The sequence below is a fragment of the Limnohabitans sp. Hippo4 genome (assembly GCF_003063605.1).
In the GTDB taxonomy this organism is placed as follows: Bacteria; Pseudomonadota; Gammaproteobacteria; order Burkholderiales; family Burkholderiaceae_C; genus Limnohabitans_A.
The window spans coordinates 265,098-291,383 of sequence record NZ_NESE01000001.1 but is presented as its reverse complement, the minus strand read 5'-3'; the positions used below and the strand labels follow the sequence as shown (position 1 = coordinate 291,383).

Below are 26,286 nucleotides of genomic sequence, written 5' to 3'. Positions count from 1 at the left end.
ATGGGTACTTTTCAGTTAAGAGAGATGATCAAACTTTGTAGTAACGCTCGGCACGTTTCTGTGCACGTTCTGCAGCTTCTTTCGGTGTTTTGGCACCGCTAGCAGCTTCAGCCACCATGTTGACCACAATGAAGTCGGCGCCTGCACCGGCAGAGGCGTAGCCTAACTTGCCTGCATAACCTGCGGGACGCATGTTTTTGACAGGGTCGCGGTAGGCGGTGTGCTTGGGATCGGACGTCCAGATGGCACCTTTGGTGTAGGCGTCCAGAGGTGGCGCAATGTAGCCGCCAGCCGCTGTTTGCCATGGATCGAACTGCTCTTTTTCCATCATGAAGCGCAAGAACTCTTTGGCTGCATTGGGGTACTTGGTGTACTTCATGATCATCTGATTGAAGAACAAGTGCGATTCTGTGGGTGTGCCCACAGGGCCAACAGGGTAGGGTGCGTGCTGCACGTCTGCATTCAATGCGCGCACTTTTTCATCGGGCGATGTTTTGGTGGCGTAGTAAATAGAGATGCCGTTGTTGGTCAAGCTGATTTGGCCGTCCAAGAACGCTTTGTTGTTGTTGGGGTCAAGCCATGACAGCGTGCCTGGAATGAACGTTGCGTACATTTCTTTGGCGTATTCCAAAGCCTTGATGGTTTCGGGGCTGTCAATGACCACTTTGTTATTGGCATCGACCAATTTGCCGCCGAAGGCCCACAAGAGCCAGTTGCACCAGAGGCCGTCACCTGTGGCATTGCCCAGTGCGAAACCAGCAGGTGTGCCTTTTTCTTTCAGTGCTTTGAGCAGCTTCAAGAAATCGTCTGTGTTTTTGGGGAAGGTGTCAAAGCCAGCTGCTTTGACTTGGCTTTGGCGATAAACCAACATGGCGCCTGCAGCACCCAGGGGCACACCAATCCATTTTTTGCCATCGGGCTTCAGGTAAGCGTGGCAAGCTGGGAAGAAGCCGCCGTATTTCTTACCCAAGTATTCACACAAGTCTGTAACGTCCAGCAATTTTTCTGGGTACAGGTTGGCGTCGTCGTTGGTGGACAAAATGATGTCGGGACCTGCGCCGGTGTTGGCAGCCACAGCAGCCTTGGGGCGAACGTCTTCCCAACCTTCGTTGTCAACACGAACTTCAACGCCTGTGAGTTCTGTGAACTTCTTCACATTGGCCATGTAGGCGTCAATGTCGCCTTGCACAAAACGGCTCCAACGCAAGACGCGCAGCTTGGCACCTTTTTCTGGCTTGAAGCTGAGGTTTTGCGCTTGGACCGCTGGGCTGACCGCCATAGCGCCCATGCCCAGTGTGGTGGAAGCTGCCGCTACGCCGGCTGAGCTTTCCAGAAAGTCGCGTCGATTCAGTTTTGTCATGAAATGTCTCCTGTTTGAGTGGGTTAGCGACGAGAAAGAAACGAAATTAAATGCTGATGGTTTGTTTAAGCAACCAAACGCATGCCGGTTGAGGCATCAAATACGTGGGCGCGGTCCATGTCGGGCTGTAAATTGATGGTGCTGCCCAATTGGAATTCGTGGCGCTCGCGGAACACCGCTGAAAACTCCACGCCCTCGTGGCGGCAGGCCACAAAGGTGTCCATGCCGGTGGGCTCCATCACGGCCACGTGCGCTGTAATGCCGCCACTGTCGACCAAGGTCAGGTGTTCGGGGCGCGTACCAAAAACAACGGGCTGGCCGTTCTGACCCTTCACAGGGTGAGGCAAATTGAGTTTGAGGCCGTCATGCAGTTCAACTTGGCATTGGCCGCCATTGACCAGCAATTTGCCAGGCAAGAAGTTCATGGCAGGTGAGCCGATGAAGCCCGCAACAAATTGGTTGGCAGGGAAGTCGTAAAGCTCGAGGGGTGAGCCAGTTTGTTCAATGCGGCCGTCGCGCATCACCACAATTTGATCGCCCATGGTCATGGCTTCAATTTGATCGTGTGTGACGTAGATGGACGTGGTTTGCAAGCGCTGGTGCAATTCTTTGATTTCGCTGCGCATGGCAACGCGCAGTTTGGCATCCAGATTGGACAAGGGCTCGTCAAACAAAAACACTTGGGGGTCGCGAACAATGGCGCGGCCCATGGCCACGCGTTGGCGTTGACCACCTGAGAGTTGACGGGGGTAGCGATCGAGCAAAGCGCCAAGGGCCAGAATGTCGGCAGCCCTTGCAACCTTTTGGTCGATTTCGGCTTGGGGGCGTTTGGCCAAAGTGAGCGAGAAGGCCATGTTCTCGCCAACGGTCATGTGCGGGTAAAGCGCATAGTTTTGGAACACCATGGCGATGTCACGCGCTTTGGGGGGCAGGTCGTTAACGCGGTTGTTGCCAATGAGGATTTCGCCGCCACTGACTTCTTCCAAGCCCGCTATCATGCGAAGCAATGTGGACTTGCCGCAACCGGAGGGGCCCACCAGCACAGTGAACGAGCCGTCCTTGATTTCAATGTCGACGCCGTGAAGGATGGGAACTTCGCCAAAATTCTTTTTGACGGATCGGATCGATACACTGGCCATTAGAAAATCCCTAGATAAAGCATGCAGGCAAACGACTGAGCAAATTCGATTCACTCAAACTGATTTGCAGTATCACACTCTTGGTGGTAATTTCTTATCCAAGCTAACCCTAATTGGTCTGACCAAATGGCCGCTGAAACCAAATCACAAAACAGACAGGTACTTACCCCATGAGCGAGCAACTGAAACCCCTCCTTACAAGCCTGAGCCTGAGTCTGGCCAATGCCATCGTCAACGAATGCTTGGCCATTCGGCAGCGCGAAAACTTGTTGCCCTTGTCGGTGGCGGTGTTGGATGCCGGCGGGCAGCTGGTGGCGTTTCAAAGAGAGGATGGCTGCGGCATTCTCAGGTATGACATTGCATTCGGTAAAGCTTGGGCGGCCTTGGGCATGGGCATGTCCACGCGTTTAATCCGCGACCGCTTGGCCAATCGGCCTGCGTTTCAAGGTGCATTGGCCGCCGCGTCCGACGGCCGTTTTATTCCCGTGCCAGGGGGTGTCCTCATCTTGAATGCCCAATCGGCCGTGATTGGCGCGGTGGGTGTCAGTGGCGATGCATCTGATCGCGATGAGTACTGCGCCATCGAGGCCATTCATTTTGTAGGGCTTGGGTGTGAGCCTACGTCATACCAGTCCGAATGGCGGAACGCTGGCTTGTAAGCGCAGAGGAGATGCACTTATGATGCTCTCACAAGAGGGTTGGCGCACAGGTGCTGACCTGCAACAAGCCTGATTCAAGGGAGACAAAGTGGTTCATTTTCTTCACGTCAAACGTCGCGCATTGTTTGCCGCCGTCGCATACTTGGGCTTTGCAGCCGCAGCCCCCTTCAGCGCTTTGGCGCAAACCAACTTTCCGACCAAAACCATTCGGTTGATCGTGCCATTCCCTGCGGGCGGACCGACCGACATCTTTGCTCGCCAATATGCGATTGGTTTGTCGCGGGTGCTGAACCAAAGCGTCATTGTGGACAACAAGGCCGGCGCCAGCGGTGCCATTGGTTCATTGGAAGTGAAACGCAGCCAACCCGACGGCCACACCTTGCTGTTTGGAACGGCTTCTAACTTAGCGCTTTACAACTTGATGGCCTTGAAGCCCCAATACGATTATTTGAAAGACTTCACCACAGTGGCTGTGGTCGGTGGTTCTGCCGTGGTGATCATGTCGAACAAAGAGTCACCTCAAACACTCAAGGCCTTGATTGATCAAGCCAAAGCCAATCCCACCAAGTTCAGATACGGCTCGCCAGGGCAGGGCACTTACCTGCACCTGTCGATGGAGCGTTTCTTATTGGAATCGGGCGCCAAAATTGAGCACATTCCCTACAAGGGCAGCGGGCAGGCCAAGCCTGCGTTGCTGGGCGGACAAACCGAAACCATGGTGGACGCTCTGGGTTCAGCCTTGCCCTTGCATCAAGGCGGACAAGCCAAAATTTTGGCCATTGCCGCCAACAAACGTTCTAGCTTGGCACCTGATGTGCCCACCGTGAACGAAGCCTTGGGCATCAAAGGTTTTGAGGCGGTGTTGTGGAACGGCATTGCTGCGCCTGCTGGCACACCCAAAGCCGTGATCGACATTTTAGCCACCGCCACCGCCAAGGTTCTGAAAGATCCAGGCTTGGTAGAGCAATTGAAACAGTTGGCCATGGAGCCCACCGACTCCACACCCGAATCGGCCACGGAGTACATCAAAGAAGAGATGATGCGCTGGAAGCCTGTCATTGAAAAAACAGGCTTGCGGATTGAATAATGAGTGCGCCTCGCATCGCACTCATTCATGCCACACCCTTGGCCATTCAACCGGTCAACACCTCTTTCCAAAAGCTTTGGCCTGAAGCCAAGCTGCAAAATATTTTGGACGACAGTTTGTCGCGGGACCTTGCGGCAGTTGGGCACCTCACGGCAGACATGGTTGAGCGTTTCATCGACCTGGCGCAATACGCCAAGCGTGTTGGCTGCCAGGGCATATTGTTCACTTGCTCTGCGTTTGGTGAAGCCATTGAAGCCGCCGCCGCTGCCACCGGCATTCCTACGCTGAAGCCCAATGAGGCCATGTTTGAGGAAGCTTTGCAAGTTGCTCAAAAAGCCAAACCCCATTCAGAAGATGCCTTGAACATCGGCTTGGTGGCCACGTTTGCAGCATCGATTGATTCCATGCGCGAAGAGTTCACGGCCATGACCGCGCACTTGAACCGTGTTGTGAATTTGCATGGTGTGCATGTGCCGCTGGCCATGGAAGCTTTGGCCAAAGGCCAAGCGCAAGAGCACGATCAACGCATTGCCGTGGGCATTGAAAACATGCCCAAGTGTGATGTCTTCATGCTGGCTCAATTTTCAATGGCCGCTGCGCAAACCCTTGCGCAAACCAAAGTCAGTGCCCCAGTGTTGACCAGTCCAGACTGTGCTGTGATCGCACTCCAACAACGGATGAAAAATGTCTGAATTCAGAGTCAGTTCCTCGCAGCTTGAATCGTTCATCACGCAAGCCATGGTGTCATTGGGCTTGCCCCCAGAAGATGCGCAAACGGTGGGCCATTTGATGGCCGAAGCCGACATGCAAGGCTCAGACGGCCACGGTGTGATTCGCTTGGTGCCCTATGCCAAACGCATCTTGGCGGGCGGCATGAATTTAAAGCCCAACATTCGCGTGGTGCAAGAACGAACGGCCATGGCCTTGATCGATGGTGACAATGGCATGGGCCATTTGGTCATGAAGCGTGCTACTGAATTGGCCATTCAAAAAGCCAAAAGCTCAGGTATCGCTTGGGTGGGCAGTCGCCTTAGCAACCATGCAGGCCCAGCTTCCCTGTACGCACGCATGGCTTTGCAACACGACATGATCGGTTTGTATTTTGCGGTGGGAAATGCCAATCACTTGCCACCCTGGGGCGGCTTGGAAATGTTATTGTCGACCAACCCCATCGCTGCGGCCATCCCCAGCGGCAAGGAAGTTCCCATTGTGCTTGACATGGCCACCACGGTGGCGGCCTATGGCAAAGTCAAAGCCAAAGCGCAGCGCGGTGAAATGATGCCTGAAGGTTGGATGATTGATCGCCAAGGCAAGCCCTTACTGGATCCAACCAAAAGCGACGAAGGTTTCTTGTTGCCCATTGGCGGCTACAAAGGTTATGGTTTGTCGTTGGTGGTGGGAATTTTGGCAGGCACCTTGAATGGTGCCGCCATGGGCAGTCAGGTGATTGACTTCAACAAAGATTTCGTCAGCACCACCAACACGGGTCAGGCCATTGCCGTGATTGACCCTGCGGCTTTTGGCGACATTGATGAATTCAAACAAAACATCGACCGACTCATTCAAGAACTGCGCACTGCAGAGCGAATGCCAGGCGTTGATCGAATCTGGTTGCCAGGCGAGCAAAGCCATCACAAACGCCTAGACCATGAAACGCATGGCGTTGTGTTGGCACCCGGCTTGGTGAAACAACTGAACGAGTTGGCAGCAGAACGTCAAATCGCACCGCTTCAATTTTTATAGCCCACTCCAAAAGGCCTTGTCATGACCGCAACCTCATTTTTCACTTCGGCCCCTTTACTGCGGACCTCTGCGCGCCAACTGGGCACCGCTTTGGTGGGCATCGCTTTCTTGCTGAGCGCTTCAGTTCAAGCGCAAACAGGCAGCTATCCGCAAAAGCCCATCAAGTTGATCGTGCCTTTGGCTGCTGGCAGTGCGGTGGACAATGCGGCGCGCATCGTCATGCAAAAAGTGGCGACCAACATGGGGACGGGCATTGCCATTGAAAATCAAGCGGGTGCGGCAGGTTTGATTGGTGCCGACAGGGTGGCCAAGTCGGCACCAGATGGTTACACCTTGGGCGGCTTCAACGACAGCATCATGACCATGCTGCCCAATTTGCAGGCCAAAATGCCTTGGGACATTCAAAAAGATTTTGAACCTATTTCCTTGGTGGCCACGGTGGAGTGGGGCGTGGTGGTGCCCGCTGACTCCGCCATTCGCACTGCCGCAGACTTGATTGCAGCGGCCAAAAAATCGCCAGGCCAACTCAACTACGGATCGGGTGGCAATGGCAGCCCGCAACACATTGCCATGGCTTTGTTTGCTTCGCAAGCAGGCGTTCAACTGACACATGTGCCATACAAAGGCGCGACGCAAGCGGCTGTGGGTGTGGCGGGTCATGAAGTCCAAGTTGCGTTTCAAGGTATTGCAACGGTCAGTTCTTTGATCAAGGCCGGCAAGTTGCGCTTGATTGCAGTTACCACGCCCAAGCGATTGCCGCAATTTCCCGATGTGCCCACAGTGTCTGAGTCGGGCTTGAGTGGTTTTGAGTTCAATTCTTGGTACGCCATGATGGCGCCGGCAGGCACACCCAAACCGATCCTGCAAAAATTGCATGCTGAAATTGTGAAAGCCATTTCAGATCCAGCGATCAAGGAGCAACTGTTTGGCTTGGGTTTGAGCCCCAAGGGCACCAGCCCAGACGAATTGGCCGCTGATTTGAAAGTTCAGTTTGCCAAATACGGCAACCTGATCAAGCAAGCCAACATCACGGCCGATTGAAAGGTTTCCAAGCGATCATGACAAACTCACAGGAGCCATTGGCCACAGGTCACGCCGTCAGACGATTCAAGGATCCTGCGTATGTTGAATTGGCACTCAATTTACAGACGCTACGCGATCAAATTGACGATTTAGACCGTCAGATTGTGGCCTTGATGGCGGCCAGATCTTTGCGAGTACGTGATGCCACTCGGTTTAAAAAAGACGCATTTCAGGTGGCTGCCCCTGCCAGGCAAGCCGAGGTGTTCAAAAAAGTGAGAAACTTAGCCTCTGAGCATGCAGACAACTTTCCGGGATTTGAGGACATTGTTGAATCTGCATACCGAAGCTTGGTCGCTGGATTCATTGCGGCTGAGCAAACCTTGTTCTCACAAACGGAAGAAGTGACACCATGAAGTTTTTGTCTAGAAGTTGGCTCATTGGCATGGCCTTTGGGCTCATGTGCTCTGCGGTATGGGCGCAAGCCAACTGGCCTTCGCGCCCCATTAAATTGGTTGTGCCTTATGGCCCTGGCTCTTCGCCTGATGTCATTGCGCGCATCATTTCTGAAAAACTTGCAACGCGTTTGGGTCAGCCCGTCATCATCGACAACCGTGTTGGCGCGGGTGGCAACACCGGTACTGGCGCGGTGGCCAAAGCAGCAGGTGATGGCTATACCTTTGTGATCAGTACCAACGGCCCGTTGGTTTACAACACCGTGCTGTACAAGAAGCTCAGCTACGACCCCTTCACAGAATTGCGCCCCGTGATTTTGGCAGGTGGCCAATCCAATGTGTGCGCTGTGCGAAGTGATACGGGCATCAACACCCTGACGGATTTGATCAATGCCATGCGCAGCAAACCGGGGCAGTTCAACTTTTCCTCCACAGGCATCGGCAGTTTGTCACAGCTGGGGGTGGAATTGTTGAAGGTCAAGACCGACACCTTTGCTGTGCACATTCCTTATGTTTCTTCGCCCTTGGCCATCATGGCCGTGTTGCAAGGTGATGTGCAGTTTGCATGCGTGCCTGCCGTTGCGGTGTTGCCCCAAGTGAAGGCCGGCAAAATGCGTGCGTTGGCGGTCTCTACGGCCAAACGCAGTCAATTCTTGCCCGATGTGCCCACCATGAAAGAAGCAGGTTTTACGGGCATTGAAAACGTGGCATGGATGGCCGTCATGGCGCCGGGCACGACGCCATCAGACATCGTGCAACGCGTGAACCAGGAAATCAATGCCATCTTGGCCATGCCCGACGTCAAAGAAAAACTCTATGGTCAGTACATGGAGCCCATTGGCGGCACAGAGTCAGAGTTGAAAAGCTTCATGCTGCAAGAGCTGCGCGTGATGTCACCCGTGATCAAGCGCACAGGCGTCACCATTGATTAAGACGCCAATGGCGCTTTGGACCGAGCCTGCCAGGCAACTGCCTGTTTATGGCAGCTTTGATGTGGTGGTGGTGGGCGGTGGGCCTGCTGGCATTGCGGCCAGTTGGAGCGCAGCCAAGCATGGCGCCAAGGTGCTGTTGATTGAGCGCTATGGTTTTTTAGGTGGCATGGGAACTGCCGGTGGTGTGACTAATTTTGCAGGCCTGTATGGCATTCGCCAAGGCCAAATGCAGCAAGTGGTTCACGGTGTGGTGGACGAGATCTTTGACCGGCTTTCTGCTGTAGACGGTTTGAACGATCCCCAAGACGGTATGCAAGGCCGCATTCGCGTCAGGTCCTACGACATGTCGGCCTACAAATGTGTGGCCGATCAAATGCTGCGTGATGTGGGCGTAGAAATTTTGTTTCATGCATGGGCCGCGCAAGTTCACGTCGAAGACGGCCGCATTCAAGCTTTGTTTGTTGAAACCAAATCGGGTCGGCAAACCGTGTTGGCCAAATCCTTCATCGATTGTTCGGGCGATGCCGATGTGGCCGCTTTTGCAGGTGTACCCTTTGAAGTGGGTGATGGCCTGGGCAGCGGCTTGTATCCCACCACCATGTTTCGCATTGCGCATGTCGATTCAGAGCAAGCTTTGGCCGCTGTGGGTGAGTTTCAGGCCATCAATTTGCTGATGAAAAAGGTCCAAGCTGAAAAGCCAGGACAGTATCAATTTCCGCGTGAGGGCGCTATTTTGCGGCCCCAAAAAAACCCAAGTGAATGGCGCGCCAATGTGACGCAAATTGCGCAAGCCAACGGCATGGCCATGGACGCTACCGATGCGCGTCAACTCAGTCAAGGTGAGTTGGAAGGTCGTCAGCAAGTGGGGGAATTTTTCAGATTTCTTAAGAACGAAGTGCCTGGATTTGCAAAAGCGCAAATCACAGAAATTGCCCCGCAAGTGGGCATTCGTGAAAGTCGCCGCATTCAAGGCGTGTATGCCTTAACAGGTCACGACATCGTTTCTTGTGCCTCATTTGTGGATACCGTTGGCGTGAATGCGTGGCCCATGGAAATGCATGCGCAGGGCAAAATTGAATGGCGTTTTCCAGAGAAGCCTGTGGGTCCCCACCAACGGCTCTACAACCAACTGCCCTGGCGCATGTTGGTACCGCAAGGCATTCACAATTTGTTGGTGGCAGGGCGATGCGCGTCCATGACCCATGAAGGTCAATCGGCGGCCCGTGTCAGCGGGGGCTGCTTTGTCATGGGGCAAGCTGCAGGAACTGCAGCGGCCCATTTGAGTCACGGCGAAAGTTTTTCAGACATCTCGGTGCAAGCGCTGCAACAGCGCTTGGTCACTGATGGTTGCTTTTTAGAGCTTGAATAAGTCGGCTAAGAATCCTTGAACAGGCCCTTTGGCTTGTGGAAAAGTCAAGACCGTGTGCGGACCGCCAGGTATGAGAACAATGCTGGCTTTTTTATTGTTCTTTAACACGGCGCCACAATGACCTACACCTTGGGCATTGCCCAGCCATGCGTTGCTAGGCGAGAAATAGGGATCGGTTGAACTGATGATGTTCAAAACGGGTTGGTCATCAGGAATATTGGTTTGGTGTGCTTTGACAAAATAGTTGTCTTCGCAAGACCATGCAAACATGATGCGACCTGCAAATTCTTTGCCTTTGTAACGCGCCACTGGAACTGAGCCTTCACTGGTTCCCGCCAAGACAATCTTGTTGGCATCAACCCACGGCATTTGTTGCAGTGCTTTCAGCGTGATCTCAATTTCAGACGCTCTGAAAGCATGCAGTTTTTCGTATGTGTCTTTGTCGATGGGCGATGTGTAGGTCAGCCGATCTTTGAGCGCAAATGAGTTGGGCGCAATGCTGGCCACGCCAAAGCTGGCAAGCCATTGTTGCCAATCTGCAATGGCTTTAAGGCCTAAGCCAGATGAGCCATGCATGAATAAAACAACTGGCACCTTGGCATTGCCGACTTGGGGAGCGTTTTTAAGTGGTCCCACATAAATGTCTTTGGCTGTTAATTGACTTGGAAATGCAACTTGCGCTTCGCTGACCAATGACGCCATCGACTCTTGCGTATGAGCAAGGGGTCCTGCTTTGATTTCGCCTTGAGGGGTTTGTGCGATTGCTGATGAAACGAGAACTGACAGCGCGAATGCTTTGAAGCATTGATTGAATTTCATTTTAAATTTATGGTCTTGTCTATTTTTTTGCATGGGAATGGGGTGAATTGCAGGGGCTAAAAATTAGGCTCACTCAAATATCGTTGCCTCTTGCGATGTTGCCAAAATGAGTGAAGAAACATTTCTTTTGAACGTCTGTGTACGAATCCTACATTTGGATATGTCCAAATTTGTCGAAATGTTGGAGAATTCCAGTCTATTCTGTTTTTGATCGATCGCCACAACATGAGTGACACAATCTCACGCCCCGAACTACCTGACCATTTGTCCATTGATGCCCGCAGTCCTTTTTATGTGGCTGCTGTTTTTGAGCACGACATTGGCATCCGCTTCAATGGCAAAGAACGCCACGATGTGGAGGAATATTGCATCAGCGAAGGCTGGGTCAAAGTGCCTTCCGGTAAGACGCTTGATCGCAAGGGTAATCCCTTGCTTTTGAAGCTCAAAGGCAAAGTCGAAGCCTATTACGTCTGAATCTATTCGCTTATTTCGGTCCAGACCCTTGAAATAGAACGCAAAGGGTGACAGACTGTCCGGCCCTAGGAGAATTGCCATGCCCGCTTTATTGCCCAACATCGATCCCGATGGTTTGCTCGAGTTTTCTGTGGTTTACACAGACCGTGCACTGAACCACATGTCCCAACGCTTTCAAGGCGTGATGAAAGACATTTCATCGATCTTGAAAGATGTCTACAAGGCTCATTCGGTGGTTTTGGTGCCTGGCAGTGGCACCTTTGGCATGGAAGCTGTGGCGCGCCAATTTGCACACGGCCAAAAAGTCATGGTCATTCGCAATGGTTGGTTCAGTTACCGTTGGACGCAGATTTTTGACATGGGTTCTATACCTGCTGAATCTGTCATTTTGAAAGCCAAGCAACTGACTTCAGACACCAAGTCGGCATGGGCGCCTTGCCCCATTGAAGAAGTAGAAGTACAAATTGCGCGTGAAAAACCTGCAGTGGTGTTTGCACCTCACGTGGAAACCGCTGCCGGCATGATGCTGCCAGACGATTACCTCACACGCGTCGCCAATGCCGTGCACGCGGTAGGTGGCTTGTTTGTGTTGGATTGCATTGCGTCCGGTGCCATGTGGGTAGACATGAAAGCCACCGGCGTTGACATCTTGATCAGCGCGCCGCAAAAGGGCTGGAGCGGCTCACCTTGCTGTGCCATGGTGATGCTCAGTGAACGTGCGCGCAAAGCGATTGATGCCACACAAAGCTCTAGCTTTGCTTGTGATTTGAAGAAGTGGCTGAACATCATGGAAGCCTATGAAGCCGGCACGCACATGTACCACACCACCATGCCCACCGATGCATTGGCGCAGTTGCGTGAAGTCATGAAGGAAACGCAAGCCTACGGTTTTGACAAAGTCAAACAAGAACAGTTGGTGTTGGGCAACCAAGTTCGTGCACTGTTGGTATCGCGTGGTTTTAAAAGTGTGGCTGCTACAGGGTTTCAAGCACCTGGTGTGGTGGTCAGTTACACCCAAGATGCCGACATTCACAACAGCAAAAAGTTTTTAGCCTTGGGCCTTCAAACAGCAGCAGGCGTGCCTTTGCAATGTGACGAACCCAAAGACTTCATGACTTTCCGCATCGGTTTGTTCGGCCTTGAAAAACTGCACAACCCAGCTCGCAGCGTGCAACATTTGGCTGCCGCATTGGACGAGATGGGCTACGTTGCAGTGAAAGCGCCCGAACCAGCGATGGCGTAATTCAAAGCCCTGACAAGGGTTTGCCGCCAGCTTGCAAAAACAGGCTGGCGTCGTCCATCTCTTGAAAGCCTTGGGCACAAGCTTGCTCAAATTGCTGCGTGGCCAGTTGGCCAAGCGCTGGCGGACTGACTTTCAATTCATCGCAAGCTTGTAAGGCCAATCGCGTGTCCTTGGCCAACAAGCTGGTGTGCGCACGTGGTGCAAAGTCATTGTTCAATGCCCTTTGCATGCGATCTTGGCCAATCCAACTTTGTCCACTGCTGGCTTGCATCACATCCAAGGTGGTTTGGGCATTCAAGCCCCAGGCTTGTGCCATGGCCAGCACTTCGCTGACGCCAGCCAAATGAATGGCGGCCAGCAAGTTGTTGGCCAGTTTGGTTTTGGCCGCATCACTGGGCGTTTCGCTGATGACAAAGCGCTGCGGCGTGATGGCATCTAGCAATGTCTGGTGTTGAGACAGAATGTGGCTGGGGCCGGCCATCATCAAACTCATCTGACCTTGGCGCGCGCGAACGGGTCCGCCCGACATGGGCGAGTCCATCACATGAACCCCTTTGCCAAGGGCGCGTTGTGCAAACTGCCCAACGTCAACCGGGCCTAAGGTCGGGCACAAGTAAATCACATCACCCGCTTGAGCTGTCGTTAGCAGGCCATGATCGCCTTCAAGTACGTCTCGGACTTGGTCTGCATTGACCACGACCACAAAGCTGATGCGACACAACGCCCCAATGTCTGACGCCGCATTCACAAGCTGTGCGCCCGCTGCTTGTGCCTTGCGGTTTTGAAGGGGATCGATGTCGTAACTGGCACACGGCCAGCCTTGGTCCAGCAGTCGGGCCATCATGGCAAATCCCATGTTGCCAATGCCCACAAAGCCGATGACCGATGAAGGGGTAACAGGTGAGAAGAAGTCGTGAGGCATGGTGTTTGTCATGCACACATTCTTCCCTAAAATGAATTCAAATACCACCATGCTGTTGAGCGTGCTCACCACAGCTTCCAGAGGGAGTCTCCATTGAAAATTTTGATCACAGGGTTTGAACCCTTTGGCGGCGAAACGGTCAACCCTTCGTGGGAGGCTGCCCAATTGCTGGCGGGGCAACAAGTGCAGGGGGCAAGCTTGGTGGTCGCTCAATTGCCATGTGTCTTTGCGAAATCCTTAGACGCTTTGGCCGCCGCCATTCAATTGCATCAACCGCGGGCTGTGATTGCGCTGGGTCAAGCGGATGGTCGCAGTGATTTTTCCATTGAGCGCGTGGCGATCAATGTATGCGACGCCAGAATTCCAGACAACGAAGGTGCGCAACCCATTGATGAGCCGGTGATTGCGCAAGGACCCGCTGCTTATTTCTCCAGCTTGCCCATTAAAAAAATGGCCATGCATCTCAAGGCGAAAGGCCATCCTGCCGCCATCTCTCAAACGGCCGGTACGTTTGTATGCAACCAGGTGTTTTACGGTTTGCAGCACCTGCTTTGCAACACGCCAGTGCTCAGTGGCTTTGTGCATGTGCCCTTGTTGCCATCGCAAGTGGCAGCCAGAGGCGGTCCTTCCTTGGCCAGCATGAGTTCGGAGACATTAGCACAAGCCCTGTTGTGCGCCATCGAGGTCTTGGTGCAACATCTGCAAAGCGATGAACGTGACATCAAATGGGGCATGGGTGCCAATCATTGATGCCCGTTCACCTGAATGATTAACACGCAAAAGGGCATCTCATGTCGCAATCCGAATTTGATTATGTGGTGGTGGGCGGTGGTTCAGCGGGCTGCTGTGTGGCAGGCCGGCTGAGTGAAGATGCGAAGCTGACAGTGTGCGTGCTGGAAGCCGGAGGGCCCGACGATTCTGTGTTTGTGCGTGCGCCTTTGGGCTTTGCGGCCACTGCATCCTTGAACATCAACAGCTGGGGTTACAACACCATTCCACAAGCCGGCTTTAAGGGCCGCAAAGGATTTCAGCCACGCGGCAAAGTGATGGGCGGAAGTTCTTCGGTCAATGCCATGGTGTACACCCGTGGCAATGCGCACGACTACAACAATTGGTCGGCCTTAGGCAATTCGGGATGGTCGTACCAAGATGTCTTGCCGTACTTTAAAAAATCAGAGAACAATGAATGCTTTGGTGCCAATGACTACCGCGGTGTTGGCGGGCCCTTGAACGTCAGTTATTTGCGCAGCCCCAGTCCTGTCAACCAAGCTTTCATCCAAGCCTGCCAAGAGCAAGGCATTCCTTTCAATCCAGACTACAACGGCGAGCGTCAATTTGGGGTGTCGCCAGGCCAGGTGACACAAAAGGGCGGCGAGCGTTGGAATGCCGCAAGGGCTTACCTCGATCCGCATCGCCATCAAGATAATTTGCACGTCATCTCGCATGCACATGCCACGCAAGTGATGATGGAAGGCAAGCGTGCGGTGGGTGTTCGCTACATGGTCAATGGCGTGTCACATGAAGTGCGTGCGCGCAAAGAAGTTGTTTTGTCGGGCGGTGCGTTTGGCACACCGCAGTTGCTGATGTTGTCTGGCATTGGGCCTGCATTGCATCTGCAAGACATGGGCATTCCGTTGGTGCACGAGTTGCCAGGCGTGGGTCAGAATTTACAAGACCATGTCACCACGGTGTTGATTTACAAAACGCACAAAATCAACGACGCCATGGGATTTTCTTTGAAGGGCACTTGGAACATGATCAAGGCCATGCTGGAGTGGCGTGACAAACGCACAGGCTGGATCACTTCCAATGTGTCCGAGACGCAAGGCTTTGTGTCGACCGAGGGCAACACCGATTACCCCAACATTCAATTGGCTCTGTGCACCGGCATTGTGGACGATCACGCCCGCAAAATGCATTGGGGCCATGGCTACACTTTGCATGTCACCTTGATGCGACCCAAAAGCCGTGGCAGTGTCACCTTGGCCAGCCGTGATCCCATGGACAAGCCCTTGATCGATCCGGCCTTCTTTAAAGAAAAAGAAGATTTGCAGACCATGATGTCGGCCACCCAAATGGGCTTGCGCATCATGCAATCTGAAGGCTTGGCTGCCTACCGAGGTGAAATGCTTTACCCCTTTGACGCCAACAATCCAGCGCAGGTTGAAAACTTTTTAAGAGATCACTCCGATACCGAATATCACCCTGTGGGCACTTGCAAAATGGGCCCAGCCCATGACCCCTTGGCGGTGGTTGATTCAGAGTTGCGCGTGCATGGCCTTCAGAGCCTGCGTGTGATCGATGCGTCGGTTATGCCGCATTTGGTTTCGGGCAATACCAATGCGCCCACCATCATGATTGCAGAAAAGGGTGTCGACTTTATTAGGGCGCAGGCATAACCGCACTAGGCTTTAACCGGTAAAGCACCCAAGCGCACAAGCTGGAAGTCACCACCAAGGCCAAGAAGCCTGCACGGTAGGTGCCAAAAGCAGAGGACAAAGCGCCAAACAGGGGCGGGCCAATCACCACGCCCAAAAACGTAAAGGCGAGGGTGCCGCCTGTGGCCACACTGGCCTTGCCCTCAGGGGCTTGTCTGGCCACTTCGGCCAAGTACACCCCGTTCCAACCAATGGCCGATGCACCAAACACCAACAAGATGGCCCAAATGCCCCAAACGGGCATGATGGGCAATAGCAATGCGGTTGCCAGTGCGCTCAAAGCCATCAAGCACGCCAACAAGGCCAATGTTTTTTGAGCCCCCATCCAACGATCGGCCACCACACCCCATGCAATCCGCCCACCAATGCCGCCCATTTGCGTCACAGACAAGAGCAAACCTGCACTGACCATGCCATAGGCCAAGTCATCGTGCAGATAGGTGACCAAATAGGTGGTCAAGGACATTTGCACCATGGAGAACATGAAAGAGCACGCAGCCATGGTGCTCAGTGCGCGATGACCCAGCACCATGCGCAGGGGCGTGGTGAGGGTGCCCATTTGAAATGGCAGTTGCGGTTGCCGCAGATCGTCCATGCCTTCTCGCATGGGTTGCGACATGACGGCACTCACCACGCAAGCCAAAGCCACCACCACCAAGCTCCATTGCCAATCGATGCACAGCATGAGGGAGGGCACGATGGCGCCGGCCAACATGGCGCCCACGGGCACGCCAGTTTGTTTGATTGAAAACACCAAAGCCATTTGGGAAGGCGGTGTGGTCCTGGCCAAAATTTGCGAGCTGGCCGGTGTGATGGGCCCATAGCCCAACCCAATCATGAGGGCACCTAAGCCAATGGCGGGCAACCAAGGTACAGCGCACAGACATAGGCCTGTGGCACAAAGCATCAGGCCCCATTGACTCACCCTGATGGGTCCCAGCCTGCTGACAGTGGTGCCCGAGGTCAGGCTGGCAAACATAGCGCCCGCGTAGGTGATGGCCACGTAGACGCCCACCAGCGCAGGCGACACACTCAAGGATTTGGCGGCCACAGGGGCCATCACCGGCAGGGTGAGCAGGGCCATGGCCACCATGGCTTGAATGGACAGCGTAGCGAGAAGAGGGAGCCAATTGGACATGCGCCAATCCTAACTGTTCGAATCGAGCCGTTTGGGCACATGTGAGACTTAATCGCGTTGCGCCTGAATAAATGCACCAAGGCGTTTAAACTCAAGCCTTGTTTTTATTTAGATGGACATTCCCAAATGGATTTGCTGCAAGCCCTGAACTGGCGTTATGCCACCAAAAAAATGGACCCTACCAAGTCCGTGTCTGAAGCCAAAGTGCAACGCATTTTGGAAGCCATTCGCCTGACAGCCACTTCCAGTGGTCTGCAACCTTACGAAGTGTTCGTGGTGACCAACCCTGAAATTCGCGCCAAGATTCAAGCGGCTGCCAACAACCAAGCGCAAATCACAGAAGGTTCACACCTCTTGGTGTTTGCCGCTTGGAATGATTACACCGCCGAGCGCATCAACATGATGTTTGACTACAACAATGAAGTGCGCGGCTTTGTGAACGAAGGTGCTGAGAACTATCGCAAGATGTTACTGGCCAACTATCCAGCCAAAGGCCCCGAAGTGAACTTCCAACACGCCGCCAAGCAGTCTTACATTGCCTTGGGCACAGCCTTGATCGCTGCAGCCGAGCAAGAAGTCGACGCGACGCCCATGGAAGGTTTCAATCCCGCTGCTGTGGATGAAATCTTGGGCTTGGCTGCACGTGGATTGCGCAGCACAGTTATCTTGCCTTTGGGCTACCGCGAAGCCGACAAAGACTGGTTGGTCAACATGAAGAAGGTGCGTCGCACCAACGACAAGTTCATCACTGAAGTGAAGTAAATCCTTAAGACACGTGCACGCTGATTTTGGAGGCTGCTGCGCGAGCGCGCTCTAAGGCTTGATCGCCCTTGGCCAAGGCCACCGCCATGCGCCTAAAAGGACGCGTGGTCGGTTTACCGAAAATGCGGACATCGACGCCGGGTTCTTGCAAAGCAGCCGACACACCCGCGTAACTTGGGTTCTTGCCTTCACGGTCGGCCAGCACCACGGCACTTGCACCTTCCACGCACTCAATCACAGGAATGGGCAATCCCAACACTGCGCGAGCGTGCAAATCAAATTCACTCAGGTTTTGGCTGATCATGGTCACCATGCCAGTGTCATGCGGACGAGGGCTCAGTTCGCTGAAGATGACTTCTTTGGCGGTGACAAAAAACTCCACACCAAACAAGCCGGTACCGCCTAAATCTGCGGTGACTTTTTCGGCCATCTCTTGGGCTGCTTTTAAATAATCAGGCGCCATGGCCTGTGGTTGCCAGCTGTATTGGTAATCACCGCGTTCTTGCACATGGCCAATGGGCGGGCAGAACAAAGTTTGGCCATTGCGTTGCCGAATGGTGAGGAGGGTGATTTCAAACTCAAAGTTGATGAACTCTTCGACGATGACTTTTTTGCGATCACCGCGCATGCCGGCGCACGCATAGTCCCAGCTGGCTTGAATGTCGGCTTCGGTTTTGGCAACGCTTTGCCCCTTGCCCGATGAACTCATGACAGGTTTGATGACCACCGGAAAACCAATGGCTTTGGCCTGAGCAAGCAGTTCTTCACTGGATTCGGCGTAGTTGAATTTGGCCGTGCGAACGCCTAAACCCACCGCCACATCGCGAATGCGATCGCGGTTCATGGTGAGGTTGGCTGCGCGTGCACTGGGGATCACCTCGAAGCCTTCTTTTTCAACGTCCAACAACACCTCGGTGCGGATGGCTTCAATCTCGGGCACGATCAAATCGGGTTGGTGTTTGGCAATGGCGGCGCGCAAGGGCGCTTCGTCCAGCATGCTGAACACTTCACATTCATCGGCCACTTGCATGGCGGGTGCGCCGGCATAACTGTCACAGGCAATGACATGGCAGCCCAAACGTTGGGCACTGATGACGAATTCTTTGCCCAGTTCGCCTGAGCCCAAAAGGAGTATTTTTTTCATAATGCGAGAAGCTGAAGGATGGAATGGCTTCAGCGATAATACGCCACATGTTCAACTCGCAAACCCACAAATTCATCGCCCGCCTGGTGCTGGTGTGGTTTGCTTTGTTCATTGGTGCGGCCATTGCCGCGCCCATCGTGCACCCCACAGAGACGCAAATGGTGTGTAGCAGCATGGGCGGCATGAAAATGGTGGCCGTGGGTGAAGAGGGGACAGACACACAGGCCAGTACCAGCATGGACTGCCCCTTGTGTGCGGCCGTTGTCATCCCACTGAACACTGATTCCCTGGCATTTGAAAAACCCAGCGCTTTAGCGCATGCCCTCCGGCCGCTTGCCGCAGCGCACATTGCGTCGGTCACGGCGCCCCCTCTGCCGTCACGCGGCCCGCCTTCTATTTCCTGAAATCAACCCACGGATCAACGCGCGCATGCGTTGACTTTGTTGGCTGTACACCCCCAAGGGGTTGTGCATCGCCTTGTTTATTTTTTGGAAATTCAAAGTGAATTCAGTATCAAGATTTGAGGTGAAACCTCTGGTCATGGCTTTGTCTGTGGCCTTTTCAAGCGCCGTGATGGCCCAAGAACAGCAGCCCGTGAAAGAAGTGGGCGTGGTGACCATTAAATCAGGTCGTCCTTCGTCGTTGCCAACGCACATTCCCACCACGATGGAAAGCATCAAGGGCTCTGAAGTGCAAGAGAAAATCAATGCCACGGACAGTGAAGATGCATTGAAGTATTTCCCAAGCTTGCTGGTCCGCAAGCGCTATGAAGGCGATTACAACCACGCCATTTTGTCCAGCCGCGCTTCGGGTACGGGCAATCCCGCACGATCAGCGGTCTATGCGGACGGCATCTTGCTGTCCAATTACTTGGGCAACAGCATCAGTGGCCTGAGTTTCCCACCGCGTTGGGGCATGGTCACGCCTGAAGAAATTGAGCGCGTGGATGTGATGTACGGCCCGTTTTCTGCCGCGTATCCTGGCAACTCGGTGGGTGCGGTGGTGGACTTTGTAACGCGCATGCCAACAAGTTTTGAAGCGCATGTCAAAGTGGGTTATTCAAACCAAGGCTTTCAGTTGTACAACACTGATACGCGTTACCGTGCATGGCAATCGAGTGCATCGATGGGGAATAAAAATGGCGACTGGTCATGGTTCATTAACCTGAATCACACCAACAGTTCCGGTCAGCCTTTGACCTTTGCCACACGCACCGTGAGTACAGGCACAACGCCCACCAATGGCGTGGCAGTCAACGGCTGGTTGGCCGATAAAAATACGGCCAATGCAGACATCTACTACATTGGTTTCGGCACGCAATACAGCACCCAACAAGACCACGCCAAGATCAAAGTGGCCTACGACGTTTCAAGTACTTTGCGCGCCACTTACACCTTGGGCACTTGGCAAAACTTTTCTGAAGGCCGCCCTGTGTCTTACCTCACCAATGCAGCGACGGGCGCACCTGTGACCAGTGGACCCATTGTGATCAATAGCAAGCAATATGCAGCGCTCACGGGTGGTGACTTTCCGCTCACCAACGAAAGCATCACCCACTTTATGCATGGCGTGTCTTTGAAGTCCAACACCAAGGGCGAATTTGATTGGGAAATTGCGGGCAGCTTGTACGATTACAACAAAGATCAAAAACGTCAGAACGCAGCCACGGCCACCTTGCCATCTGCGTTAACGGGTGGCGCTGGCACATTGGCCGATGGCGCCGGTACAGGTTGGAACAACTTGGCCTTGCGAGGTACATGGCGCCCCATGGGCTTGAAGGGCGCGCATGTGCTTGACTTCGGTTACCAATCAGACAATTACACATTGAACTATTTGACCTCCAACATCGCTGTCAATTGGACCACCGATGCAGCCGGTGCCAAGTCGAGTTTTGTGTGCGGACAAACACAAACTCAAAGCCTCTACGCGCAAGACACATGGCGCATAGCTCCGGGTTGGACGAGTGTGTTGGGCTTGCGCTCAGAAACTTGGCGTGCCAGCAAAGGCACAACGCAGATTGCGGCCAACGGCTACAACCAAGTTTGGGCCAATCGCGAAGAAAATTTTGTGTCGCCTAAAGCGGCCTTGGCCTTTCAACTAACGCCCGACAGCGTCATCAAAGCATCTGCGGGCCGTGCTGTTCGCATGCCCACGGTGTTTGAGTTGTATGGTGCAACTTCTACCACCAACTCGCGCTATATCAATGACCCTGCTTTGAAGCCAGAGCGTACATTGACGACCGAACTCAGCTACGAAAAAGAATGGCAAAAAGCCAACTGGCGATTGACTTATTTCCAAGAGTCTACGCATGACGGTTTGTTCTCCCAGAGCATCTTTGACCCTGTTGCCAATGCCAGCATCTCACGCGTTCAAAATGTAGGCCGCATTGCAACGCAAGGTTTAGAAACATCGATGACTGCGAAAGATCTGGGCCTCCAAGGCTTGGACCTGGCGGGCAGTGCCACCTACACCGACTCCATCATCAAAGAGAACGCTGGCTTTGTGGCTGTTGCGGGTGACACTTTGGGTAAACAGCAGCCGAACATTCCGCGTTGGCGTGCCACGGCTGTGGCCACGTATCGCATGTCGCCTGCTTGGACCGGTACCTTGGCAGCACGTTACAGTGGCCCGCAGTACCGTACGCTGAACAATGCCGATGTCAATGGTTTCACCTACATGGGTGTGAGCAAATTCTTCACGGTGGATGCACGCCTTCGTTACAAATACGATGCGCAAACAAGCCTGGCCGTGGGCATCGATAATCTCAACAACGACAAGTACTGGAATTTCCATCCTTACACACAGCGTACCTTGCACGCTGAAATTAAATACGACATCCAATAAGGCTAGAACAACATGACACACTTTTCGAACATCTCTCACAAAATTGCGTTTTTTGGCGCTGCTACGCTAGCAACAGTTGCCTTGCCAACCAGCGTTCATGCGCACGCAGTGCTCACCGAGCCATCCGCTTTGGCAGGCAGTTACTACAAAGGGGCTGTGCGCATTGGCCATGGCTGCGAGGGCTCGGCCACCACGGGCGTCAAAGTTTATGTTCCCTCTGGTTTTGAAGCCTTCAAAGCCCAGCCCAAGAATGGTTGGGTGATCAAAATGAAGAAAGGCAAATTGGCAGAGCCTTACCAAAGTCAGGGCAAAACAGTGACAGAGGATTTGGTGGAGTTGGAATGGGTTGCCAGCAGCAAGGAGGCCTCATTGCCAGATGGCACTTCGGACGAGTTCGCCTTCATGACCAAATTGCCTGAAAAGGCCGGTCCTGTGTGGTTGCGTGTTTTGCAAACTTGCGAGAAAGGTCAGAACGATTGGGCCGAGATTCCTGCAACAGGCACATCGACAAAGGGCATGAAATACCCTGCGGCCTTGCTGACTTTGAAAGCGGAAGGCACGGCAGGAGCCCCTGCGGGCAACGCCAATGTCGCCGTCTCGGACGCTTGGGTGAGGCCTACTGTCACGGGTCAAAAAGCCACGGGTGCATTCTTGAAGTTGGTGGCCAAAGAAAACAGCAAGCTCTTGAGCGTCAGCACGCCCATTGCTGGCGTGGCTGAAATTCATGAAATGAAAATGGAAGGCAACGTCATGAAAATGGCACCCATTCCCTTTTTGGATTTGCCAGCCGGTAAGGTGGTTGAGTTAAAGCCGGGTGGCTTTCATTTGATGTTGATGGACTTGAAGTCACCTTTAGAAAAGGGCGCCAAAGTGCCTGTCACGCTGAAGTTTCAGGACGGCAAGGGCGCCAAGTTTCAGATTGATCTGACGCTGGACGCCGCCATGCCTTCAATGCCTGCGGCAGGCGCACCCGCAGCTGGCGGGCATCAGCATCACCATTGAATGGCCAAGGGACTCACTCGGCCTTGATGCCTGCGTATGCAGCCACCCGGGCCCACCGAACAATTTCTGAGCGCATGAAATCGGTGGCCTCTTCAGAAGTGGTGAAAAAGCTTTCGAAGCCGAGTGTGTCCAGCTTCTCTTTCATCTTGGGCTCCTTACCCGCTTGAATGAAAGCGGCGTTGAGTTTTTTCACAACGGCGGGCGGCGTGTTGATGGGGGCATAGACCGCAAACCAATTGGTGAGTTCCACGCCTTGGTAGCCTTGTTCATTGAGGGTCGGCACTTGTGGCATGGCTTTGTGTCGCGTTGCAGAGGCCACCGCCAACGCTTTCAGGCGGCCTTGCTGAATTTGAGGCAAGGCATTTTGTATGGGGCTGAACATGTATTGCAATTGGCCGCCAATCAAATCGTTCATGGCTTGGGCTTGGCCCTTGTAGGGAATGTGATTGGACTTCAGGCCCACCAACTGGTTGAAGAACTCAGCCTGCAAGTGCTGCGGACTGCCCATGCCCGCTGAGCCGTAATTCATGTCGCCGTTTTTGGCCTTCATCAATTCAATGAATTCTTTGAGGTTGTTGACTTTGACGGATGGGTGCACGACCAGTACCACGCCGGTTTGACCGATCAAGGTAATGGCCTGCAGGTCTTTGATCAGGTCGTAAGGAAGTTTGCGATAGACGGCCACGTTGGTGGCAATGGTAGCGGGGCTCACCAAGAGGGTGTAGCCATCGGGTTTGGATTTCATGACGTACTCCACGCCAATGTTGCCGCCTGCACCTAGCTTGTTGTCGACCACCAAAGGCTGCCCCAGAATTTCACTGACGCGCTGACTTAAATTGCGCGCCAACAAATCAGTGCCGCCACCTGCGGCGACGGGCACCACCACTTGAATGCTCTTTTGTGGAAACGATTGTGCGTTGGCATTCAAGGCCAGGCCTGTCCAAGCTAGACAAGCCAGGCAAGCAAGCCAAAAACTGGTGCGAATTTTCATGAGGTGTCCAATGTGCGGTTGTGAAGGTGGCTCTTGGATGAGCGTTTGAATTCAGTTTAAAAGGCAGAAAACCCTTGTCAACGGGTACAACCATGAGAGGGCAGAACCGTGTGAAAATCTCTCTTTTGCTTGAGTAGGAAAAAATCATGCAGCGTCCGAACATCATCTTCATCGTGGCCGATGACTTGGGTTTTGCCGATTTGGGATGTTATGGCGGCCGGGATGCCAAGTTCGGCAAAGTCTCGCCTGTCATTGACGCATTGGCGGCCAATGGCCTTCGCTTTAGCGATGGTTATTCCAATTCACCCGTGTGTTCGCCTACGCGGTTTGGTTTGATGACTGCTCGGTACCAATACCGCTTGCGCGGCGCCGCAGAAGAGCCCATCAACAGCAAAGCCAAAACCAGTACCACCTTGGGCTTGCCCACCAGCCATCCCACCTTGCCGTCCTTGCTCAAAGCGCAGGGCTATCGCACCGCCTTGATTGGCAAGTGGCACCTGGGATATCCGCCTGCGTTTGGTCCCTTGCGCTCAGGCTATGACGAATTTTTTGGACCGATGGCTGGCGGTGTCGATTACTTTACACATTGCGCCTCAACAGGTGATCATGATTTGTGGGTGGGTGAAGAAACGCAGCCCCACGAAGGCTATTTGACTGATTTAATTTCTCGCAAATCCGTCGACTTTGTGAAGCGCATGACGGCCACGCCCGATCAGCCCTTTTTCTTGAGCATGCACTACACCGCCCCGCATTGGCCTTGGGAGACGCGTGAAGACCATGCCTTGGCCGATCGCATCAAGGACAATATTTTCCATTTGCAAGGTGGCAACATTCACACCTACCATCGCATGATTCACCACATGGACGAGGGCATTGGTTGGGTGGTGGATGCGCTCAAGGAAGCAGGACAACTCGACAACACCTTGATTGTGTTCACCAGTGACAACGGTGGTGAACGTTTCAGCGACAACTGGCCCTTGGTGGGCGGCAAAATGGACCTGACAGAAGGGGGCATTCGCGTGCCATGGATTGCGCACTGGCCTCAAGGCATAGTGCAGCCAGGCCGTATCACGGATCAGCACTGCATGACCATGGACTGGTCAGCCACGATGGTTGAGCTGGGCGGTGGCCATGCCCACCCAGAGTATCCATTTGATGGGGTTTCTTTGGCACCCATTCTGAAGTCGCCCGATGCCACATTCGATCGCCCCATGTACTGGCGCATGAATCACCGAGGTCAACGTGCTTTGCGCGCAGGTGATTGGAAGTATTTGCGTGTGGACGGCACCGACTATCTGTTCAACATCGTTCAAGATGCCCGGGAGCGCGCCAATTTGGCCAAGCAAGAGCCTGATCGATTGGCGGCCATGAAAGCGCAGTGGGAAGCATGGCATGACACCATGCCACCCATTCCAGAAGATGCCACCATCAGCTTGGGCTTCTCTACCAAAGACATGCCGCAGCGGTAAAGCCGTTTAAGCCGCTTGCAATTTGGCGATGGGAGCTTCTTTGATGGGCAAGTTGATCACGCCGGCCATCGCAGACAGGGCAATGTCGGCATACCACATCCACTGGTAGTCGCCATTCATGGTGAGGGCCAAGCCGCCAAGATAGGCGCCAAGGAATCCACCCACTTGGTGTGACAGCAAGGTAAGACCAAACAGCGTGGCCAAGTAGCGAACCCCAAAGAGTTTGCCCACCAATGACGCTGTGGGGGGTACCGTGGCCAACCAAGTAAAGCCCAGACCCACGGCGAAGACATAAAAAGTCCAATCGGTTTTGGGGGCGAGCAGATACAGCAACACGAAAACGGCACGCGAGCTGTACATGATGGCCAAAATGTATTTGCTGCGATAGGCATTGATGCAAGAGCCTGCGAACAAACTGCCGGCAATGTTGGCCAGTCCAATGATGGCCAAGGACCAACTGGCCACAGTTGGACTCAAGCCGCACAGACCCACTTCAGTGGGTAAATGCGTTACCAGGAATGCAATGTGAAAGCCACAAGTGAAAAAACCAAGGTGCAAAAGCAAATAGCTGGGTGATTTCAGTGCGTCTTGCACAGCCTTTTTAAGTCCACCCTCGGGGTCGGGTGCTTTGGCGGGTGCGTGTGTCTCGCTAGTTAAGCGGTTCAACAGAGGAATGGCCAGCAAAGCCACAGCGGCCATGGACCACATTGAACCCATCCACCCAATCCATTGAATGAGCTTTTGAATGATGGGCGCAAAGACGAACTGGCCAAAGGAGCCACCTGCATTGATGATGCCTGATGCCACGCCGCGTGACTCTGTGGGCATGCGTTGTGCTGCGGCACCCAGTAAAACTGAAAAGCTGCATGCGCCAGAGCCTATGGCTGTGAGGATGCCCAGCGTCAAGATCAAGCCGAGGCCGCTGGTGACGAAGGGCGTCAGGGCTGATCCGATGACCAAGATCAACAAGCCATAAAGCAAGACAGGACGCGGGCCATACTTGTCGGCCAATGCACCTGCAAAGGGTTGAATGGCGCCCCAGACAAATTGTGCAACGGCCATGGCCAGGCTGATGGTGACAATGCCCAAACCGGTGTCCGTGTTGAGTGGCCCCACGTAAAGCCCCATCGACTGACGCGTACCCATGGTGATCATGAGGATAGCCGAAGCCATGAGGGTGGTGAACCACACACCGCGGTGGTTCATGCTGGGGAATAAAGACATACAAACTTCGAATGGAAAAGACGGGTTATCTTATTCGATTATCCGTTTTTCT

The 26,286-nt window shown here is 53.7% G+C and carries 25 protein-coding genes; 17 read left to right on the top strand and 8 right to left on the bottom strand.

Going from position 1 to position 26,286, the window contains the following annotated elements; translation table 11 throughout:
- Positions 1 to 28: 28 nt before the first annotated feature.
- The gene (locus tag B9Z46_RS01285; RefSeq protein WP_108254257.1) at positions 29 to 1,360 is read right to left on the bottom strand and encodes an ABC transporter substrate-binding protein; all 1,332 of its coding nucleotides are present in this window, start codon (positions 1,358 to 1,360) and stop codon (positions 29 to 31) included.
- A gap of 65 nt (positions 1,361 to 1,425) precedes the next feature.
- Positions 1,426 to 2,499 carry an ABC transporter ATP-binding protein gene (locus B9Z46_RS01280; protein ID WP_055360637.1) on the bottom strand — a complete coding sequence of 358 codons (1,074 nt, stop codon included), beginning with the start codon at positions 2,497 to 2,499 and terminating at the stop codon, positions 1,426 to 1,428.
- A gap of 170 nt (positions 2,500 to 2,669) precedes the next feature.
- Here B9Z46_RS01280 and B9Z46_RS01275 point away from each other — a divergent pair, with 170 nt between their 5' ends.
- From B9Z46_RS01275 to B9Z46_RS01240, 8 genes are all read left to right on the top strand, one after another.
- Entirely contained in the window at positions 2,670 to 3,158 is a 489-nt protein-coding gene (locus B9Z46_RS01275) for a heme-binding protein (protein ID WP_055360639.1), read from the top strand.
- 88 nt (positions 3,159 to 3,246) lie between these two features.
- Entirely contained in the window at positions 3,247 to 4,245 is a 999-nt protein-coding gene (locus tag B9Z46_RS01270) for a tripartite tricarboxylate transporter substrate binding protein (RefSeq protein WP_108254256.1), read from the top strand.
- A complete protein-coding gene (locus tag B9Z46_RS01265) occupies positions 4,245 to 4,937 on the top strand; it encodes an arylsulfatase (RefSeq protein ID WP_108254255.1) in 693 nt (230 codons plus the stop codon). Before B9Z46_RS01270 ends, B9Z46_RS01265 begins: the two co-directional genes overlap by 1 nt.
- Positions 4,930 to 5,988: an Ldh family oxidoreductase gene (locus tag B9Z46_RS01260; RefSeq protein WP_108254254.1), complete on the top strand. Its 1,059-nt coding sequence runs from the start codon at positions 4,930 to 4,932 to the stop codon at positions 5,986 to 5,988. Before B9Z46_RS01265 ends, B9Z46_RS01260 begins: the two co-directional genes overlap by 8 nt.
- A 21-nt stretch (positions 5,989 to 6,009) precedes the next feature.
- Positions 6,010 to 7,029: a tripartite tricarboxylate transporter substrate binding protein gene (locus B9Z46_RS01255; RefSeq protein WP_233245871.1), complete on the top strand. Its 1,020-nt coding sequence runs from the start codon at positions 6,010 to 6,012 to the stop codon at positions 7,027 to 7,029.
- A 17-nt stretch (positions 7,030 to 7,046) separates the two neighbouring features.
- A complete protein-coding gene (locus B9Z46_RS01250) occupies positions 7,047 to 7,424 on the top strand; it encodes a chorismate mutase (RefSeq protein WP_108254253.1) in 378 nt (125 codons plus the stop codon).
- Positions 7,421 to 8,395, top strand: coding sequence for a tripartite tricarboxylate transporter substrate binding protein (locus B9Z46_RS01245; protein ID WP_233245870.1), 975 nt, complete (start codon positions 7,421 to 7,423; stop codon positions 8,393 to 8,395). The genes B9Z46_RS01250 and B9Z46_RS01245 overlap by 4 nt, the downstream gene beginning before the upstream one ends.
- 7 nt (positions 8,396 to 8,402) lie before the next feature.
- Positions 8,403 to 9,764, top strand: a complete 1,362-nt coding sequence (locus B9Z46_RS01240; RefSeq protein ID WP_108254252.1) for an FAD-dependent oxidoreductase — start codon at positions 8,403 to 8,405, stop codon at positions 9,762 to 9,764.
- Here B9Z46_RS01240 and B9Z46_RS01235 read toward each other — a convergent pair.
- Positions 9,750 to 10,466 (bottom strand): dienelactone hydrolase family protein, encoded by a 717-nt coding sequence (locus tag B9Z46_RS01235; RefSeq protein WP_233245869.1) that lies wholly within the window; start codon positions 10,464 to 10,466, stop codon positions 9,750 to 9,752. The two genes, B9Z46_RS01240 and B9Z46_RS01235, sit on opposite strands and share 15 nt — an antisense overlap.
- A gap of 342 nt (positions 10,467 to 10,808) precedes the next feature.
- Here B9Z46_RS01235 and B9Z46_RS01230 point away from each other — a divergent pair, with 342 nt between their 5' ends.
- Entirely contained in the window at positions 10,809 to 11,057 is a 249-nt protein-coding gene (locus B9Z46_RS01230; RefSeq protein WP_108254250.1) for a DUF3297 family protein, read from the top strand.
- A gap of 79 nt (positions 11,058 to 11,136) precedes the next feature.
- A complete protein-coding gene (locus B9Z46_RS01225) occupies positions 11,137 to 12,300 on the top strand; it encodes an aminotransferase class V-fold PLP-dependent enzyme (RefSeq protein WP_108254249.1) in 1,164 nt (387 codons plus the stop codon).
- Between the two features lies 1 nt (position 12,301).
- Here the strand turns inward: B9Z46_RS01225 and B9Z46_RS01220 are convergent, their stop codons facing one another.
- A complete protein-coding gene (locus B9Z46_RS01220; protein ID WP_233245868.1) occupies positions 12,302 to 13,234 on the bottom strand; it encodes an NAD(P)-dependent oxidoreductase in 933 nt (310 codons plus the stop codon).
- An 81-nt stretch (positions 13,235 to 13,315) separates the two neighbouring features.
- On the opposite strand from B9Z46_RS01220, the gene pcp reads away from it, so the two are divergent.
- Positions 13,316 to 13,972: a pyroglutamyl-peptidase I gene (gene pcp, locus B9Z46_RS01215; protein WP_108254248.1), complete on the top strand. Its 657-nt coding sequence runs from the start codon at positions 13,316 to 13,318 to the stop codon at positions 13,970 to 13,972.
- A gap of 41 nt (positions 13,973 to 14,013) precedes the next feature.
- Complete coding sequence (locus tag B9Z46_RS01210) at positions 14,014 to 15,621, top strand: GMC family oxidoreductase (RefSeq protein WP_108254247.1); 1,608 nt, start codon at positions 14,014 to 14,016, stop codon at positions 15,619 to 15,621.
- Here B9Z46_RS01210 and B9Z46_RS01205 read toward each other — a convergent pair.
- Positions 15,605 to 16,798 carry an MFS transporter gene (locus B9Z46_RS01205; RefSeq protein WP_108254246.1) on the bottom strand — a complete coding sequence of 398 codons (1,194 nt, stop codon included), beginning with the start codon at positions 16,796 to 16,798 and terminating at the stop codon, positions 15,605 to 15,607. The genes B9Z46_RS01210 and B9Z46_RS01205 overlap by 17 nt on opposite strands.
- Positions 16,799 to 16,924: 126 nt before the next feature.
- Here B9Z46_RS01205 and B9Z46_RS01200 point away from each other — a divergent pair, with 126 nt between their 5' ends.
- Positions 16,925 to 17,560, top strand: a complete 636-nt coding sequence (locus tag B9Z46_RS01200; RefSeq protein ID WP_108254245.1) for an NAD(P)H-dependent oxidoreductase — start codon at positions 16,925 to 16,927, stop codon at positions 17,558 to 17,560.
- A gap of 4 nt (positions 17,561 to 17,564) precedes the next feature.
- Here B9Z46_RS01200 and purT read toward each other — a convergent pair whose 3' ends face one another.
- Positions 17,565 to 18,704 (bottom strand): formate-dependent phosphoribosylglycinamide formyltransferase, encoded by a 1,140-nt coding sequence (gene purT, locus B9Z46_RS01195; RefSeq protein WP_108254244.1) that lies wholly within the window; start codon positions 18,702 to 18,704, stop codon positions 17,565 to 17,567.
- A gap of 23 nt (positions 18,705 to 18,727) precedes the next feature.
- Between purT and B9Z46_RS01190 the strand changes: the two genes are divergently transcribed.
- From B9Z46_RS01190 to B9Z46_RS01180, 3 genes are all read left to right on the top strand, one after another.
- A complete protein-coding gene (locus tag B9Z46_RS01190) occupies positions 18,728 to 19,108 on the top strand; it encodes a DUF2946 family protein (protein WP_108254243.1) in 381 nt (126 codons plus the stop codon).
- Positions 19,109 to 19,244: 136 nt separating this feature from the next.
- A complete protein-coding gene (locus tag B9Z46_RS01185; protein WP_055360659.1) occupies positions 19,245 to 21,548 on the top strand; it encodes a TonB-dependent receptor in 2,304 nt (767 codons plus the stop codon).
- A 12-nt stretch (positions 21,549 to 21,560) separates the two neighbouring features.
- Positions 21,561 to 22,550 carry a DUF1775 domain-containing protein gene (locus B9Z46_RS01180; protein ID WP_055360660.1) on the top strand — a complete coding sequence of 330 codons (990 nt, stop codon included), beginning with the start codon at positions 21,561 to 21,563 and terminating at the stop codon, positions 22,548 to 22,550.
- A 13-nt stretch (positions 22,551 to 22,563) separates the two neighbouring features.
- On the opposite strand, the gene B9Z46_RS01175 is transcribed toward B9Z46_RS01180, so the two are convergent.
- Complete coding sequence (locus B9Z46_RS01175; RefSeq protein ID WP_055360661.1) at positions 22,564 to 23,541, bottom strand: tripartite tricarboxylate transporter substrate binding protein; 978 nt, start codon at positions 23,539 to 23,541, stop codon at positions 22,564 to 22,566.
- 146 nt (positions 23,542 to 23,687) lie between these two features.
- Here B9Z46_RS01175 and B9Z46_RS01170 point away from each other — a divergent pair, with 146 nt between their 5' ends.
- Positions 23,688 to 25,010: a sulfatase gene (locus B9Z46_RS01170; RefSeq protein WP_055360662.1), complete on the top strand. Its 1,323-nt coding sequence runs from the start codon at positions 23,688 to 23,690 to the stop codon at positions 25,008 to 25,010.
- Positions 25,011 to 25,016: 6 nt separating this feature from the next.
- On the opposite strand, the gene B9Z46_RS01165 is transcribed toward B9Z46_RS01170, so the two are convergent.
- The gene (locus tag B9Z46_RS01165) at positions 25,017 to 26,234 is read right to left on the bottom strand and encodes an MFS transporter (RefSeq protein WP_055360663.1); all 1,218 of its coding nucleotides are present in this window, start codon (positions 26,232 to 26,234) and stop codon (positions 25,017 to 25,019) included.
- Between the last annotated feature and the right edge of the window lie 52 nt (positions 26,235 to 26,286).